The organism is Pragia fontium DSM 5563 = ATCC 49100 (assembly GCF_900112475.1).
GTDB lineage: Bacteria > Pseudomonadota > Gammaproteobacteria > Enterobacterales > Enterobacteriaceae > Pragia > Pragia fontium.
In genome coordinates, this window is the sequence record NZ_FOLW01000004.1 from 127,395 (window position 1) to 141,935 (window position 14,541).

17 protein-coding genes are annotated in these 14,541 nt (G+C 43.8%); 10 read left to right on the forward strand and 7 right to left on the reverse strand.

Going from position 1 to position 14,541, the window contains the following annotated elements; translation table 11 throughout:
• The first annotated feature begins 273 nt into the window (after window positions 1-273).
• Window positions 274-504, forward strand: a complete 231-nt coding sequence (locus tag BMZ28_RS08120) for a hypothetical protein (RefSeq protein WP_047781179.1) — start codon at window positions 274-276, stop codon at window positions 502-504.
• Between the two features lie 10 nt (window positions 505-514).
• Here BMZ28_RS08120 and BMZ28_RS08125 read toward each other — a convergent pair whose 3' ends face one another.
• Window positions 515-724, reverse strand: a complete 210-nt coding sequence (locus tag BMZ28_RS08125; protein WP_047781178.1) for a hypothetical protein — start codon at window positions 722-724, stop codon at window positions 515-517.
• A gap of 317 nt (window positions 725-1,041) precedes the next feature.
• On the opposite strand from BMZ28_RS08125, the gene BMZ28_RS08130 reads away from it, so the two are divergent.
• Complete coding sequence (locus BMZ28_RS08130; RefSeq protein ID WP_047781177.1) at window positions 1,042-1,290, forward strand: GlsB/YeaQ/YmgE family stress response membrane protein; 249 nt, start codon at window positions 1,042-1,044, stop codon at window positions 1,288-1,290.
• Between the two features lie 75 nt (window positions 1,291-1,365).
• Here BMZ28_RS08130 and pth read toward each other — a convergent pair whose 3' ends face one another.
• Window positions 1,366-1,956 carry an aminoacyl-tRNA hydrolase gene (pth, locus tag BMZ28_RS08135; RefSeq protein WP_047782641.1) on the reverse strand — a complete coding sequence of 197 codons (591 nt, stop codon included), beginning with the start codon at window positions 1,954-1,956 and terminating at the stop codon, window positions 1,366-1,368.
• A gap of 366 nt (window positions 1,957-2,322) precedes the next feature.
• On the opposite strand from pth, the gene ychH reads away from it, so the two are divergent.
• A complete protein-coding gene (ychH, locus tag BMZ28_RS08140) occupies window positions 2,323-2,595 on the forward strand; it encodes a stress-induced protein YchH (RefSeq protein ID WP_047781176.1) in 273 nt (90 codons plus the stop codon).
• Between the two features lie 145 nt (window positions 2,596-2,740).
• Here the strand turns inward: ychH and prs are convergent, their stop codons facing one another.
• From prs to lolB, 3 genes are all read right to left on the reverse strand, one after another.
• Entirely contained in the window at window positions 2,741-3,688 is a 948-nt protein-coding gene (prs, locus tag BMZ28_RS08145; protein WP_047781175.1) for a ribose-phosphate diphosphokinase, read from the reverse strand.
• A gap of 147 nt (window positions 3,689-3,835) precedes the next feature.
• Window positions 3,836-4,675: a 4-(cytidine 5'-diphospho)-2-C-methyl-D-erythritol kinase gene (gene ispE, locus BMZ28_RS08150; protein WP_126467655.1), complete on the reverse strand. Its 840-nt coding sequence runs from the start codon at window positions 4,673-4,675 to the stop codon at window positions 3,836-3,838.
• Entirely contained in the window at window positions 4,675-5,304 is a 630-nt protein-coding gene (gene lolB / locus BMZ28_RS08155; protein ID WP_047781173.1) for a lipoprotein insertase outer membrane protein LolB, read from the reverse strand. The genes ispE and lolB overlap by 1 nt, the downstream gene beginning before the upstream one ends.
• A gap of 225 nt (window positions 5,305-5,529) precedes the next feature.
• Between lolB and hemA the strand changes: the two genes are divergently transcribed.
• From hemA to BMZ28_RS08190, 7 genes are all read left to right on the forward strand, one after another.
• Window positions 5,530-6,792: a glutamyl-tRNA reductase gene (hemA, locus tag BMZ28_RS08160; RefSeq protein ID WP_074822451.1), complete on the forward strand. Its 1,263-nt coding sequence runs from the start codon at window positions 5,530-5,532 to the stop codon at window positions 6,790-6,792.
• Window positions 6,793-6,824: 32 nt separating this feature from the next.
• Complete coding sequence (gene prfA, locus BMZ28_RS08165; protein ID WP_047781172.1) at window positions 6,825-7,910, forward strand: peptide chain release factor 1; 1,086 nt, start codon at window positions 6,825-6,827, stop codon at window positions 7,908-7,910.
• A 9-nt stretch (window positions 7,911-7,919) separates the two neighbouring features.
• On the forward strand, window positions 7,920-8,762 hold the full coding sequence (prmC, locus tag BMZ28_RS08170; protein ID WP_047781171.1) for a peptide chain release factor N(5)-glutamine methyltransferase: 843 nt from the start codon (window positions 7,920-7,922) through the stop codon (window positions 8,760-8,762).
• A gap of 45 nt (window positions 8,763-8,807) precedes the next feature.
• Window positions 8,808-9,200 carry a SirB2 family protein gene (locus BMZ28_RS08175; protein ID WP_074822248.1) on the forward strand — a complete coding sequence of 131 codons (393 nt, stop codon included), beginning with the start codon at window positions 8,808-8,810 and terminating at the stop codon, window positions 9,198-9,200.
• Window positions 9,197-10,012 carry an invasion regulator SirB1 gene (gene sirB1, locus BMZ28_RS08180; RefSeq protein WP_047781169.1) on the forward strand — a complete coding sequence of 272 codons (816 nt, stop codon included), beginning with the start codon at window positions 9,197-9,199 and terminating at the stop codon, window positions 10,010-10,012. Before BMZ28_RS08175 ends, sirB1 begins: the two co-directional genes overlap by 4 nt.
• Window positions 10,013-10,083: 71 nt before the next feature.
• Window positions 10,084-10,938 carry a 3-deoxy-8-phosphooctulonate synthase gene (gene kdsA, locus BMZ28_RS08185; protein WP_047781168.1) on the forward strand — a complete coding sequence of 285 codons (855 nt, stop codon included), beginning with the start codon at window positions 10,084-10,086 and terminating at the stop codon, window positions 10,936-10,938.
• 279 nt (window positions 10,939-11,217) lie between these two features.
• The gene (locus BMZ28_RS08190; RefSeq protein ID WP_047781167.1) at window positions 11,218-11,598 is read left to right on the forward strand and encodes a DUF1090 domain-containing protein; all 381 of its coding nucleotides are present in this window, start codon (window positions 11,218-11,220) and stop codon (window positions 11,596-11,598) included.
• Between the two features lie 60 nt (window positions 11,599-11,658).
• On the opposite strand, the gene dauA is transcribed toward BMZ28_RS08190, so the two are convergent.
• Window positions 11,659-13,359, reverse strand: coding sequence for a C4-dicarboxylic acid transporter DauA (gene dauA, locus BMZ28_RS08195; protein WP_047781166.1), 1,701 nt, complete (start codon window positions 13,357-13,359; stop codon window positions 11,659-11,661).
• 532 nt (window positions 13,360-13,891) lie between these two features.
• Window positions 13,892-14,386: a serine protease inhibitor ecotin gene (eco, locus tag BMZ28_RS08200; protein WP_074822251.1), complete on the reverse strand. Its 495-nt coding sequence runs from the start codon at window positions 14,384-14,386 to the stop codon at window positions 13,892-13,894.
• Window positions 14,387-14,541: the final 155 nt, after the last annotated feature.

Genomic DNA, 14,541 nt, shown 5'->3' on the forward strand with positions numbered 1-14,541 from the left:
AATAAATGTTTTGTACGACAAGTTATTTTTATGGTTTTGATATTGTCATATTTATTAGCAAATGCTAATAAAATTATTATTGTTTAAAAAAATTAAAATATGATTTTAATTTATTATGAATTTCAAATGAAAACGCTTTGGGTAACATACATAATAAATATTAATAATCAGAGAGTTAATTGCGATGGCGAATTTTATTTTAGAGGCATTTATTCAGTCAGAGAGACTCGCTATACTATCATTATCATGGCGTAAGAAGGGAAGGTGTGATGTATGAAGTTTTATCATGAAATTGATAGTGACGGTTCGAATACCGACATTTGCTATAGCGTGACCATTTTAGGAACGGATTTAAGGGCTTCAAAGCGGATACGGCATCCAGCTAGCCGAATTAAGCATGAGCAGGCCAAAAAAGCACTCAGGCGTGCTTTGTGCAAAACCAAAAAATTTATTCGCACCCATGGGTTATCTAAAGAGGCCTGGGGAGCTTTTTGCGGTAAATAATAAAGCGCTATCAGGTGATTTCTTTAAGTTTTTCAGCGACATCGTTGAGGCCTTTAAACGGAAGGTCGTTTAATAAGGTAAACCTGTAGTTATTGACTTTTGCCAGCATGTATTTTAACTCATCACCGTAAATAACAAATCCATCTGGAATATCCGTTTCGAAACGGATATTGCCATTGAACACACTAATCGTGTACCCATTCCATCTCATTTTATTCATATATGTTCTCCACCGTGTCACTGCTTACGGTTAGAGCGGCACAACGTTAACAAAAATTAAATCGAATTTTGCAAACAGGCAAAGATCTTTTGGTTATCGAGCACTTAGCGAACATCTAATCCAGTCAATTTGCTTGATGTTAAGTGATTAAATATCAGTTGGTTAATTTTTGTGGTTAATTTTAGTTATAGGCAGCATCTATTATATCCTCTGAAAAATAGAAATATTAACCGCTACCATCTACTCTTGATATGTATGGTTAACAATAACGGGTTGGGTTCTTTATCCGGTATTAAATAGTCATTTTAGGGGGAGTTATGGGGTTTATTGCCTGGATTATCTTAGGATTGCTGGTCGGTGTTATTGCTAAGTGGTTAATGCCTGGCCAAGACGGGGGTGGTTTCTTTATGACCATCATTCTCGGTATTATTGGGGCATTAGTCGGGGGATATATCAGTTCGTTCTTCGGTTTTGGTTCCGTTGATGGCTTTAACATTGGTAGTCTGGTGATTGCGGTGTTAGGGGCAATGTTAGTTTTGTTTATTTATCGCAAAATAAAAAGCTGATCGCTGATAGCTCTCATATTCAGCCGTAGATTATTAAGTCTGCGGCTGATTTTTTTGACCATCGGGTAGAAAAAGTCAGACGCTGGCTTTGAAGGCATGTAATCGATTCATTGCCTTAGTCACATCTTCTTTAATTAGGATATCAGTGCAGCGAACGGCCTCATCGATAGCGTCATCGATCATTTTTTGTTCACTGGCAGGTGGCTTTCCTAATACAAATCCAGTCACTTTATTTTTATCGCCAGGATGACCAATACCAATTCTTAAACGGTAAAAATTCGGGTTGTTGGCTAATTTATTAGCAATATCTTTTAAGCCGTTGTGTCCACCATTACCACCACCTAATTTGAGTTTGGCAATCCCGGGAGGAAGGTCGAGTTCGTCATGAGCGACTAAAATTTCTTCTGGAGCAATACGGAAAAAGTTTGCCATAGCCAGTACTGATTTGCCGCTCAGGTTCATAAACGTAGTAGGGACCAAGAGTCTGACGTCCTGTCCACCTATATTCAGACGGGCGGTATAGCCAAAAAATTTAGCTTCTTCTTTTAGAGATTGGTTATAACGCTCAGCCAGCAGGTCAACATACCAGGCACCGGCGTTATGACGGGTTAAGGCGTATTCTGCCCCCGGATTGGCTAAGCCGACGATTAATTTAATGCTGCTCACGATTAATTCCATTCCTACTGCTATTGGGTGTGTTTCGATAGTTTCTTTATCAGGTAGTTGCCCTAAACAAAGAAAGGTCGAAATAACAAGCCCGCCATTTTACCCTCGATGGCTTGAATTACAAAGTAAAGCTATCAGTTATGGCAAAGTGCACGGCTGATTTGTTAAATCACAGTATTTTGCCGAAAGCATGAATCGTTAAAGAGGATAATTAATGAAATGTAAGGAAAATGTAAGAAAAGTTTAGCAGCATGTGATCATAACCACACACTATCTGTGGATGTCTGTCTATACTCATAATGAAAACGTGGTTAAATCATGGTGATTGTCACTTCAGCAAGCATTTGATATTTGGTGGAGGGCTTTATGAAACGCAGAAACGCAGTTTTACTCGGTAACATCTTAATGGGACTAGGTCTGATTTCAATGATTGGTGGTGTCGGCCTGACCATCGTAGGTAATATGGGGGGAGTAGCTCTTTTACCTGGCGATTTGGCGCATATTCCTATTATGGGTATTTTTATCGGTGCTTTAGTATGGTTGGTGGGTGCCCGTGTTGGGGGCAGAGATCGAATTGCCGATCGCTATTGGTGGATTAAACACTGTAACGATGATAAATATCGTCATAAACACTTATAGAAATTAGCGAAGAATTCTCACTATAGTCCAGTCAGTATCAGTGGCATATTGTTATTCGCTTAATCTTATGGCATGACTTTCGGTACTACGTAAAACCCCGCTATTCATCATAATGAATAACGGGGTTTTGTTCAGGCAATTTCTATTAGTGCTCAAACATCGCAGAAATTGACTCTTCATTGCTGATGCGACGAATAGCTTCAGCCAACATGCCAGAAAGCGTTAACGTACGAACTTTGTTAATCGCTTTAATTTCAGCCGATAGTGGAATAGTGTCACAAACCACTACTTCATCAATCACTGAATTCTTTATGTTATCAACCGCATTACCAGAGAAGATAGGGTGTGTTGCGTAAGCAAATACGCGTTTAGCACCACGTTCTTTCAGTGCTTCAGCTGCTTTACACAAGGTACCGCCGGTATCGATCATGTCATCGACTAATACGCAGTCACGACCGTTAACGTCACCGATAATATGCATAACCTGAGAAACGTTAGCGCGAGGGCGACGTTTATCAATGATAGCCATATCTGTATCGTTAAGCAGCTTCGCAATCGCACGAGCCCGTACAACACCACCGATATCTGGGGAGACAACGATTGGGCTTTCCAGATTCTGCTGTAGCATATCTTCTAATAAAATTGGACTACCAAAAACGTTATCAACCGGTACATCAAAGAAACCTTGAATTTGCTCTGCGTGCAGATCAACGGTTAATACGCGGTCAACGCCAACGCTAGAAAGAAAATCTGCGACAACTTTTGCCGTAATAGGTACACGGGCAGAACGTACGCGACGGTCTTGACGGGCATAACCAAAGTAAGGAATTACCGCGGTAATACGACCAGCAGAGGCACGACGCAGTGCATCAACCATAACGACTAATTCCATTAAATTGTCATTGGTTGGTGCGCAGGTGGATTGGATAATAAAAATATCGCCACCACGTACGTTTTCATTAATTTGAACGCTCACTTCACCGTCACTAAAACGGCCTACGGCGGCGTCACCGAGCGATGTATAAAGACGATTGGCTACACGTTGTGCTAGTTCCGGCGTAGCGTTACCAGCAAAGAGCTTCATGTCAGGCACGAGAAGAACCTCAGGCTTGCATCCAGATAAGATATCACCATTGACGAAATATCCGACGCATTGATGATATACGAAAATAGAGATCACAAAATGTTGTAAGCAGGGCCGACTCCAAATATGGCTTTGATTACAACATTAAAGTGGGACTCATTCTTGCCTTGAGAGTACAGATTGCAGCGGAGAGGTATTAACACCTTGCGCAACAAAGCCATGTAACCACTCAGGGGCTTGTTTTAACACGTTCAGGGCAGCTGCTTGAGATTCGAATTCAGCAAACACACAAGCACCCGTTCCAGTTAAACGTGACGGAGCATATTCTAACAGCCAAGAAATGAGCTGTTCAACCTCGGGGAACCTTTTTCTTGCGATTGGTTCACAATCATTTGAAAAAGGCGTGTCCAAAAGGGTCAATAATGACCGTTTTGGGGTATTGCGTATTAAATCTGCATCAGAAAATATCACCGGAGTGGCAATATGTACACCAGGATGTGCAACCAGATACCATTTTTCTTTCGGTTCTGCCGGCTGAAATTTTTCACCTACGCCTTCAGCAAAGGCCGCGTGACCATAAATAAATACCGGTACGTCCGCACCCAGTTCCAGCCCTATTTGGCACAGTTCATCAACTGTAACATGACATTTCCACAGATGGTTCAGCGCCACCAGAACTGTTGCAGCATTGGAGGAACCGCCGCCGAGGCCGCCACCCATGGGTAAAATTTTCTCAATCGTAATATCAGCACCCAGTTTACAGCCGCTGAACTGCTGCAGGCGTTTTGCAGCCCGTACAATGAGGTTTTGTTGCTCAGGTACGCCATCAAGAGGCGTAAGTAGCCGAATTTGCTCGTCCTGACGTACGGTAAAATTAAGCGTGTCACCGTAATCCAGGAACTGAAACAGGGTTTGTAAATCATGGTAGCCGTCAGGGCGACGGCCAGTAATATACAAAAATAGATTTAATTTAGCGGGGGAAGGCCAGTTCACCATTATTGTAGTGTCCAGTTATCCATTTTCAATTTAATACGATCTTCGCCATGAACGATCTCTAAGCGGCTAGGAAGAGCTGGCTGAACATTGGTATTGTAATCTTGATACTCTACAGTCCAAAGCTGCCCATTTTGAGTGAGGGAAACTTTATGCAATCGCGCTTCTGGCGAAAGGGTAAAATCTTTGGCATCGGCAGGCAAGCCCAACATCCACTGGCGCATATTGTTGAGCGGAATGGTCATACCGGTTAATTCCTGAATCATTTTTTCGGCGTCATCACTCACGTAACGCTGGCCTTTATCATCCGTTAATTGTACCAAGCCCGGCTGTACATTTAACTCCATCACGGTATTACCCAGTGGATTGGTGAGCACTAAACGATAGCGATCAGGATTTTGTTGTTGCCAGTAAAAACGAGCGTAAACTTTTTGTTGTGACGAGATATAGGCGAATGCGCCACGAGTCTGATATTGCTCTAGCGTTTTAACTTGCTGCTCGTGTTTTTTCCACTCTGGAGAAGTAACGGATGTCGCTGGGCTGCCTGAATTACCGGTCAGGGTACAGGCAGTTAACAATAGGCTAGCCAGTGGGATCAGTTTTAAAAGCGTAGAAGTCCGTATTAATTTCATGATGTTCTCGTCGGGATCTTATCAATGATGGGTAACGCTAAAGGGCTTATGGCCAAACGTCAATCGGATTGTTTATCCACCAAGAAGTATAACCGTTTTGTGCTTATTAATCTTGCAAAGGCGGCATCACACTAACGTGTCACTTTTATTGATAGTCAGCATCAAGTAGAATATCGCAATAAAATAACGGTTCAACCGTGAATGGACAATAACAATAACTGTTTCATGACTCTGCTTGCACTTGGAATCAATCATAAAACCGCACCGGTATCACTGCGAGAGAAGGTTACTTTTTCCCCTGATACTTTAGGTGATGCATTGCATAGCCTGCACCAACAACCCATGGTGCAGGGCGGCGTTGTGCTGTCTACCTGTAACCGAACAGAACTGTATTTGAGTATTGAGCACGATGAGCAGGCTCAGCAAAAACTGGTTAACTGGCTGTGTCAGTATCACAAATTATCTGTGGATGAATTGAGCAAGAGTCTTTATTGGCATAAAGGTTCAGATGCGGTTAATCACTTAATGCGTGTTGCCAGTGGGTTGGATTCTTTGGTTTTGGGCGAACCACAGATTCTCGGTCAGGTAAAAAAAGCGTTTGCCGAGTCTCAGGAGCATTGCAAGCTCAATACTGAGTTGGAGCGTTTGTTTCAGAAGTCTTTTTCCGTGGCTAAACGCGTCAGAACTGAAACGGAAATCGGCTCCAGCGCTGTTTCAGTCGCATTTGCTGCCTGCACCTTAGCCCGCCAGATTTTTGAATCGATGTCTGATGTGAATGTTTTGTTAGTTGGCGCAGGTGAAACCATTGAACTGGTGGCTCGTTATTTGCGAGAGCATCAGGTTAAGAAAATGGTGATTGCTAACCGAACCCGGGAAAGAGCACAGCAATTGGCCAATGAAGTTCAGGCTGATGTGATTACCTTACCTGAGATTGATGAACGCTTGTATAAAGCCGATATTGTTATTAGTTCTACCGCCAGCCCGCTACCCATCATCGGTAAAGGGATGGTTGAGCGTTCTTTGAAGGCGCGACGCAACCAACCCATGCTGTTTATTGATATTGCCGTACCGCGGGATATCGAGCCGGAAGTCGGTGATTTGTCAAACGTTTATCTGTATACCGTTGATGATTTACACGCGATTATTGAACATAACCTGTCGCAGAGAAAGGCTGCGGCAGTGCAGGCTGAAGATATTGTTCAGCAGGAAAGTGCCAATTTTATGGCGTGGATACGCTCACAATCGGCCGTTTCTACTATTAAGGATTATCGTGCCATGGCGGACGATATCCGCAAAGAACTGGTAGAAAAAGCCTTGGGTGCAATAGAACAGGGCGCGGATGTTGAAAGTACCATTAATGAGCTTTCCAATAAGTTAACCAACCGTCTTATCCACGCACCAACCAAGTCTTTACAGAAAGCGGCTAGTAGTGGCGATCTGGAACAGTTAAATGTATTACGCGACAGCCTTGGGCTAGAGCAGTATTAGTTTTCTTTTATTCATAGGGTATTTAGCCACGCATGAAACCTTCTATTGTAGCTAAGTTAGAAGCACTACAAGAGCGTCACGAAGAAGTACAGGCACATCTGGGAGATGCATCGGTTATCGCCGATCAGGATCGTTTTCGTGCACTTTCAAAAGAATATGCCCAATTGGGCGATGTGACAGACTGCTTCCGTCAGTGGCAACAAGTTCAGGAAAATTTGGCCACGGCAGAAATGATGTTGGCCGATCCTGAAATGCGTGAAATGGCTCAGGAAGAAATTGATGAAGCCAAACAGCAGACGGAAGTGTTAGAACAGCAACTGCAGGTTTTATTACTACCGCAAGATCCTGATGATGAACGTAACTGTTATCTGGAAGTTCGCGCCGGTACTGGCGGCGATGAAGCGGCTATTTTTGCCGGTGACCTGTTCCGTATGTATAGCCGCTACGCTGAATCCCGCCGCTGGCGTGTAGAGATCATGAGCGCCAACGACGGTGAGCACGGTGGTTATAAAGAAATTATCGCGAAAATTTCCGGTGATGGGGTTTATGGTCAACTGAAGTTTGAGTCGGGTGGTCATCGGGTTCAACGCGTGCCGGAAACTGAATCACAAGGGCGCATTCATACTTCCGCCTGTACAGTTGCTATTCTGCCGGAAATCCCGGAGGCTGAATTGCCAGAGATTAACCCGGTTGATTTGAAAATTGATACCTTCCGCTCATCAGGGGCAGGTGGACAGCACGTTAACACCACGGATTCCGCCATTCGCATTACCCACTTACCTACCGGTATCGTGGTGGAGTGTCAGGATGAGCGTTCTCAGCATAAGAACAAAGCGAAAGCGTTATCGGTGTTGGGTGCCAGAATCCGAGCTGCAGAAATGCAGAAACGACAGTCGGAAGAAGCCTCAACGCGTCGTAATCTGTTAGGTTCAGGGGATCGCTCTGACCGTAATAGAACCTATAACTTCCCTCAAGGACGGGTTACTGACCATCGAATAAACCTAACGGTATATCGTTTGGATGAGGTGATGGAAGGGAAGTTGGATATGTTAATTCAACCGATTGTTCAAGAATATCAGGCAGACCAATTGGCTGCGCTGTCAGAACAAGATGCATAATTTTAACTGATGACATTTAATCAATGGCTTCAACAAGCCATCACTAAGTTGACCGGTGGTGATAGCCCTAAGCGAGATGCGGAAATTTTGCTGGGATATGTCACCGGAAAAACCCGAACTTTTCTGATGGCGTTCAGTGAAACTATGCTGACCGCCGATCAGGTAAACCGTCTGGATGAATTACTGAATCGCAGAATAAACGGGGAACCTATTGCCTATCTAGTCGGCACCCGTGAGTTTTGGTCACTGCAGTTAAAAGTTTCCCCCGTCACTTTAATTCCTCGTCCGGACACCGAAAAATTGGTGGAGCTGGCGCTGGAACGTTTACCAACGATAGATTGCGATATTCTCGATCTAGGAACGGGAACTGGGGCGATAGCGCTGGCTTTGGGCAGTGAGCGGCCGGACTGTTCGGTTACCGGAATTGATTATCAGGCAGAGGCCATTTCTTTGGCGCAGGATAATGCGGATAATCTGAATATCAACAATGTTCATTTTATGCAAGGGGATTGGTTCGAGCCATTCAACGATGCCTATTTTGATATGATAGTCAGTAATCCCCCTTATATTGATAAGCAGGACCCTCACCTGAGTCAGGGGGATGTCCGTTATGAACCGGATAGTGCGTTGATTGCTGCTCAGGAAGGTTTAGCTGATTTACGTCATATTGTTGAGCATGCGCCGGAATACCTCAAGTCAGGAGGATGGTTATTGCTTGAACATGGTTGGACGCAGGGCGAGCAGGTTCGCCAGTTATTTCAACAGCGCGGGTTTGAATTGATTGCAACCCATCAGGACTATGGCGGCAATGAACGTGTAACGCTAGGCCGCTGGTTCGACCCTCAGGCTTGAACAACAAGCCATAAGCATCAGATATAAAAACAGGAACGGCTATTTATGTACATATGGGTAAAGCAATTACATATTATTACTGCGCTGATTAGCATCACATTGTTCGTTCTCCGTTTTTACTGGAAGTGGCGTGGTGCAGCGATTATGCAGCAACGCTGGCTCAAAATAGCACCGCATCTGAATGATACGGTTTTATTCATCACCGGTATTGTGCTGATTTTTATTACGCATTTTTATCCGTTCAGCATTCAAGGTACTTGGATGACGGAAAAACTGTTTGCAGTCATTATTTATATTGGTTTAGGTCATGTAGCCTTGGGTAAACGAGCCAAAAACCAGAAAATTAGAATCACGGCTTTTATCGCTGCCATATTATGTCTGTATCTGATAGTCACTTTAGCCATTAATAAAATGCCGTTAGTGATGGGGTATGTATGAAAAGCGAAGATATCGCTGACTTTGAATTTGACAACCACCCGTTAAGCGAAGGGATTTGTCTGATTACTCGGTTAATTCGTGATGATTTTTCTGAGGAGCAAGTTTGGCATCAGCTTGACCTACTGGCAGAGAAAGCCAGAGCGGTTATTTCTGTCGATATCGATGCTGATGCGCAATTAGAGCAGTTATTGCACCTTTTCTATGGTACATGGGGATTTGGTGGTGCCGGTGGTATTTATAATTTATCCGATACGTTGTGGTTGGATAAAGTGTTAAAAACCCATCAGGGGGCTCCGTCATCCTTAGGCCTTATCTTAATGTATATCGCTGAACGCTTAGGTATTCCTCTTTATCCGGTTATTTTTCCAACGCAGTTATTAGTGAAAGCTGACTGGTTAGATGGGGAAAGCTGGGTGATTAATCCATTGAACGGTGAGACATTAACCTGTGATATTTTGGATGCCTGGCTTAAGGGGCATTTAGGTATCAGTGCGAGTCTGGATTATGAAGACTTGAGTGATGCAGAAAATAGCCAGATTATTATGAAGCTGCTAACGTCCCTAAAAGGGGCGTTGATGCAGGAAAATCAACCGGAGTTAGCCTTAAGAGCCAGTGAGCTGATGTTGAGCTTCGATCCGGAAGACCCTTATGAAATTCGCGACCGCGGGCTGATCTACGCGCAACTGGAATGTCATCATATTGCCGCCAAAGATCTCGGCTATTTTGTTGAGCAGTGCCCGGAAGATCCGGTAACGGAAATTATTAAGCTACAGCTTAATAGCATTGAACAGAGTAATATTACGCTTCACTAGTCCGAGAAAAACGGAATCGAAGTTGCTTCAACCTGATTAAGATTATCGATAAAAATTAAGGAACCGACCGTATGAGTCAGAAAGTGGTTAAGATTGGCGACATTAATGTAGCGAATGACCTGCCATTTGTCCTGTTTGGTGGTATGAATGTGCTGGAATCTCGCGATTTAGCGATGCGTATTTGTGAACATTACGTTACCGTTACGCAGAAATTGGGCATTCCTTACGTATTTAAAGCCTCTTTTGATAAAGCAAACCGCTCATCCATTCACTCTTATCGTGGCCCAGGTCTGGAAGAGGGAATGAAGATTTTTCAGGAGCTGAAACAAACTTTCGGCGTGAAAACCATTACCGACGTTCATGAGATCGCTCAGGCTAAGCCAGTAGCAGAAGTTGTTGATGTTATTCAATTGCCGGCATTCTTGGCTCGCCAAACTGATTTAGTTGAGGCAATGGCTCGTACTGGTGCGGTAATTAACGTTAAAAAGCCACAGTTTGTTAGCCCAGGTCAAATGGGAAATATCGTTGATAAATTTAAAGAAGGCGGAAACGATCAGGTTATTCTGTGCGATCGTGGTAGCAACTTTGGTTATGATAATTTAGTGGTTGATATGTTGGGCTTTAACGTGATGAAACAGGTGACCGGTGGCCATCCTGTTATTTTTGACGTTACCCATGCGCTACAGTGCCGTGACCCGTTAGGTGCAGCTTCCGGTGGTCGTCGAGCTCAGGTTTCTGAGTTGGCTCGTTCAGGCATGGCTGTGGGTATTGCTGGTCTGTTTATTGAGGCTCATCCAGATCCACTGCACGCAAAATGTGATGGCCCATCAGCACTGCCGCTGGATAAGCTGGAGCCGTTCCTGATGCAGATGAAAGGGATTGACGATCTGGTGAAAAGTTTTCCAGAGTTAGATACCAGTAAGTAATAAGCATAAACGTTTAACATAGACGTTTAAAAAGGGGAAACCACGGTTTCCCCTTTTTGCCGCTTTTTTTCAGCAAGACTGACGTTTTTACCAGAGTAGGCTAAACGGAACTTATTATTATTTAGTTGATTCCTAAAGTGTTGCGCTTGTATTAGGTTAAGATTGTTTCAGTAAATGCTACTAATTGTTTCAACGTGTTGATTAAGATTACTTGCATGTTAGTATCTCCAAATTCTCAAAGGGTTGAGAACATCTTATTGCTGTTTAGGGAGATAGCGCATGTTAAAAAAACTTTGTTTAATCGTACCATTAATCATTTCTCCAACGGTTTTTGCCGGTAATGCTTATAGTGGCAAAGATTATTGTCAGATTAAGAAGGAGAAAATTCTTCAGCAAATGGAGTACGCTAAACAATATAATAATATGAATCGGTTAGCCGGTTTAGAGCGTGCGTTGAGCAACGTTGAGGCACACTGCACAAACGGAAATTATCGTGCTAATGCCGAACAAAAGGTCGCAGATAAAGAGCGTAAGGTTGCCAAGCGACAGGCTGAGCTGGAAAAAGCCAGAGTATCTGGTAAAGCAGAGAAGATCGCTAAGAAAGAGCGTAAGCTGAGAGAAGCTGAGATCGAATTAGATGAAGCGCTAGGCCGTCTGTAGTAAATCCATCAATCACGCATATTTTTATGCCCTGCCAGAAATGACAGGGCTTTTTAGTATTTACGATAGTTTTTGCTCACTGGCAGCAAGGGCTTCCGTGATTGAGGCATAGAAGGCCAACTTACCCGTAATCGGCTTAATACCAGCTCTGGCTAAGGTCTTCAGCGGTTGATATTGGATATCGCAGTTAATCAACTCTGTTTCTGGCGGTAGGGCATCAATAAAGCGCTGGAAGGCACTCAACCCTCCTGCATCCAGTACCGGTACCGCATCCCACTGTAGGATAATAACCCGTTGATTTTCAATTAGGTTGGTAAGCTCGTTAAAGATCCGTTCAGCAGCAGCAAAAAATAGTGGGCCGCTAACTCGCATCACCAGACGGTTATCATTGGATTCGCCGATAATTTCGCTTAAACGCGTCATCCGAGCGATACGGCGCATAAACAGCAGAGAAGCCAGCACAATACCTACGGTAATGGCGATAACCATATCAAATAGTACCGTGAGGGACATGCATAACAGCATCACGATAATATCGTCTTTTGGCGCTCGCCTGAGGATATCCAGAACTTTATGAGCCTCACTCATATTCCATGCGACTAGTAGTAGCAATGATGACATGGCCGCTAGCGGTAAATAGGAGAGTGCCGGCGCCAATATTAACAAGGCCATGATCACCAGAATAGCGTGAATGATGGCGGAAATTGGGGACGTTGCGCCAGCGCGAACGTTAGCGGCGGAGCGGGCAATGGCTGCCGTGGCGGTAATACCACCAAAGAAAGGCGCGGTAATATTGCCTAATCCCTGACCGATAAGCTCACCATTGGAATGGTGCTTCTTGCCGGTCATGCCGTCCAGCACAACGGCACACAATAATGATTCGATGGCACCCAGCATAGCCATGGAAAAAGCAGCAGGAAGCAGGGCTGAAAGGGTATTCCAGCTTAAGTCAAAAGCCTTGCCATTGCTGGCGGGGAGATCCCAAGGGAGGACAAATTGCGGCAAAATCGGCGGAATACCATTACCGCTACTGCCGTCCGGCATTAAATAGTGAAATTTTGAGCCAATCGTTGCGACAGAGAAACCGAACCAAGAAAGAATCGCCATAACAGCGGTACCTGCCAATAGCGCTGGAAGGTGACCAGGAATGCGTAATCCCAAACGTGGCCATAGAATAAGTACTGCCAGAGTAATGCTGGCGATAAGCGTATCAGCCCAGTTGATTGTCGGCATAGCAGAAGCCAGAGCAATCACTTTATCAATATAGTGTTCAGGGACATCCAGCGTCAGGCCAAAGAAATCCTTAACCTGCATAGTGGCGATGGTAATACCAATACCGGAGGTAAATCCCAACGTTACCGAAATAGGGATATATTCAATCAGGCGACCAAAGCGGGCTAGCCCCATAGCAATCAGGAAGAAACCTGACATCAGGGTGGCAATAAGTAAGCCAGACAGGCCAAACTGTTGAGAAACAGGGTAGAGGATAACCACAAAGGCGGCAGTTGGACCGGAAACGCTATAGCGTGAACCACCGGTAACGGCAATCACAATACCGGCAATGGCCGAAGTATAAAGACCGTATTGGGGGGGAACGCCACTGGCAATAGCCAAAGCCATCGCCAGTGGGATCGCAATAATACCCACGGTAATACCGGCAATAACATCTTTGAGAAAACGTTGTAGTGTGTAGGCTTCATGCCAACAAGCATCAATTAATGCGCTGAACGGTCTAATACCGTTAATTCCATGCTTTTTCATCTTTGAATAAACCTAGCCATCAAAACGTGAAAAAAATGGCGGGCCGCCTAAGCCGCCCGTCGCAATTCTATTGGATAACCATACTCTTTTTAAAAATATATTTCATGGGAATATATCAATTTATCCCGCTATTTATGAGTAACTCATCTGTAGCATCATTAATGTATATTAAAGCATCAATGAACACCTGTGTACCGGCGGTGAACCTTTTGTTAAAAAGACAGTTAAGCCAGTCAGGGTGGCGTGTTCCGCGGTGGTGGGCCGATTTTAATTAACGTTATAATATATAAAATAATTTCATGGTAATTAAAGTAATAAGATTGATTCATCAGGCAGCTAAATATTATTGGCTATTTTTGTTATTTAAACTGATGACTAACATTGAACCTTGAAATAATGAAAAGTATCAACATTGAATCGTGGGAATAGGGGGAAAGTTGTCGGGTATCACTTCGAAGTATGCGGTAGGTTTAATAAAAAGCCTTCAGAATCGGAAAGATAACTGAAGGCTTTAATGTTTAACGGTTAGACATTACTTTACTTCAGCAGATTTAAAATCATCGGTTGAGGTCCAGATACGGTAACGAACTTGAATGTCTTTTGGGGTGTAAATAACGATAGGTAATTTACTGTTATAACGTTCAAGCTGAGTAGCGCTTGGAATCACGACAAACGCATCGTGTTTTGTCTGGTCAGGGCAAGCCATCATGGTTGCCGCTGGGCCTGTTACATCACTCAGGACGAAATAGTTATATCCCCAGCCCTTGAGGTCTTTGGATTCAAACTTACCGCCTAACATATGGCGATTACAGTCTACCTGCATGGTTTTACCCATGGAGATTTCAACTTTCAGATTATCTTCATTTTCCACGGTAGGCAGGAAGATAGCATGGCGAACCTGGCCTTTCTCTACTGCCGGGTAGGGGGCGACTTCTTTCAACGCTGGCGTTTTCTCAGTAGCAGATGCCAATACACTTGTGCTAGAAACGCATAACAGAGTCGCAATAAAAGCGAGTTTTTTGTTCATTTCACCACTTTCCTTCTTAAGATAAATCATTCATAAGCATTATATGCTGATTCTGTCGTTTGTGCCACGTGCGGTTTTGTAAGGTTGTTGAAAAGATCGTGTTTATTATCTGCAAGCATCGCTTATTTTTTTCATTGTTTAAATTTTGATATCTA

Coding starts and splice junctions, on each gene's coding strand:
- BMZ28_RS08130 (WP_047781177.1), top strand. CDS start 1,042: ATGGGGTTTATTGCCTGGATTATCTTAGGATTGCTGGTCGGTGTTATT.
- eco (WP_074822251.1), bottom strand. CDS start 14,386: ATGAACAAAAAACTCGCTTTTATTGCGACTCTGTTATGCGTTTCTAGC.
- sirB1 (WP_047781169.1), top strand. CDS start 9,197: ATGAAAAGCGAAGATATCGCTGACTTTGAATTTGACAACCACCCGTTA.
- dauA (WP_047781166.1), bottom strand. CDS start 13,359: ATGAAAAAGCATGGAATTAACGGTATTAGACCGTTCAGCGCATTAATT.
- ispE (WP_126467655.1), bottom strand. CDS start 4,675: ATGGTGAACTGGCCTTCCCCCGCTAAATTAAATCTATTTTTGTATATT.
- lolB (WP_047781173.1), bottom strand. CDS start 5,304: ATGAAATTAATACGGACTTCTACGCTTTTAAAACTGATCCCACTGGCT.
- kdsA (WP_047781168.1), top strand. CDS start 10,084: ATGAGTCAGAAAGTGGTTAAGATTGGCGACATTAATGTAGCGAATGAC.
- prmC (WP_047781171.1), top strand. CDS start 7,920: ATGACATTTAATCAATGGCTTCAACAAGCCATCACTAAGTTGACCGGT.
- prfA (WP_047781172.1), top strand. CDS start 6,825: ATGAAACCTTCTATTGTAGCTAAGTTAGAAGCACTACAAGAGCGTCAC.
- BMZ28_RS08175 (WP_074822248.1), top strand. CDS start 8,808: ATGTACATATGGGTAAAGCAATTACATATTATTACTGCGCTGATTAGC.
- BMZ28_RS08190 (WP_047781167.1), top strand. CDS start 11,218: ATGTTAAAAAAACTTTGTTTAATCGTACCATTAATCATTTCTCCAACG.
- hemA (WP_074822451.1), top strand. CDS start 5,530: ATGACTCTGCTTGCACTTGGAATCAATCATAAAACCGCACCGGTATCA.
- BMZ28_RS08125 (WP_047781178.1), bottom strand. CDS start 724: ATGAATAAAATGAGATGGAATGGGTACACGATTAGTGTGTTCAATGGC.
- BMZ28_RS08120 (WP_047781179.1), top strand. CDS start 274: ATGAAGTTTTATCATGAAATTGATAGTGACGGTTCGAATACCGACATT.
- ychH (WP_047781176.1), top strand. CDS start 2,323: ATGAAACGCAGAAACGCAGTTTTACTCGGTAACATCTTAATGGGACTA.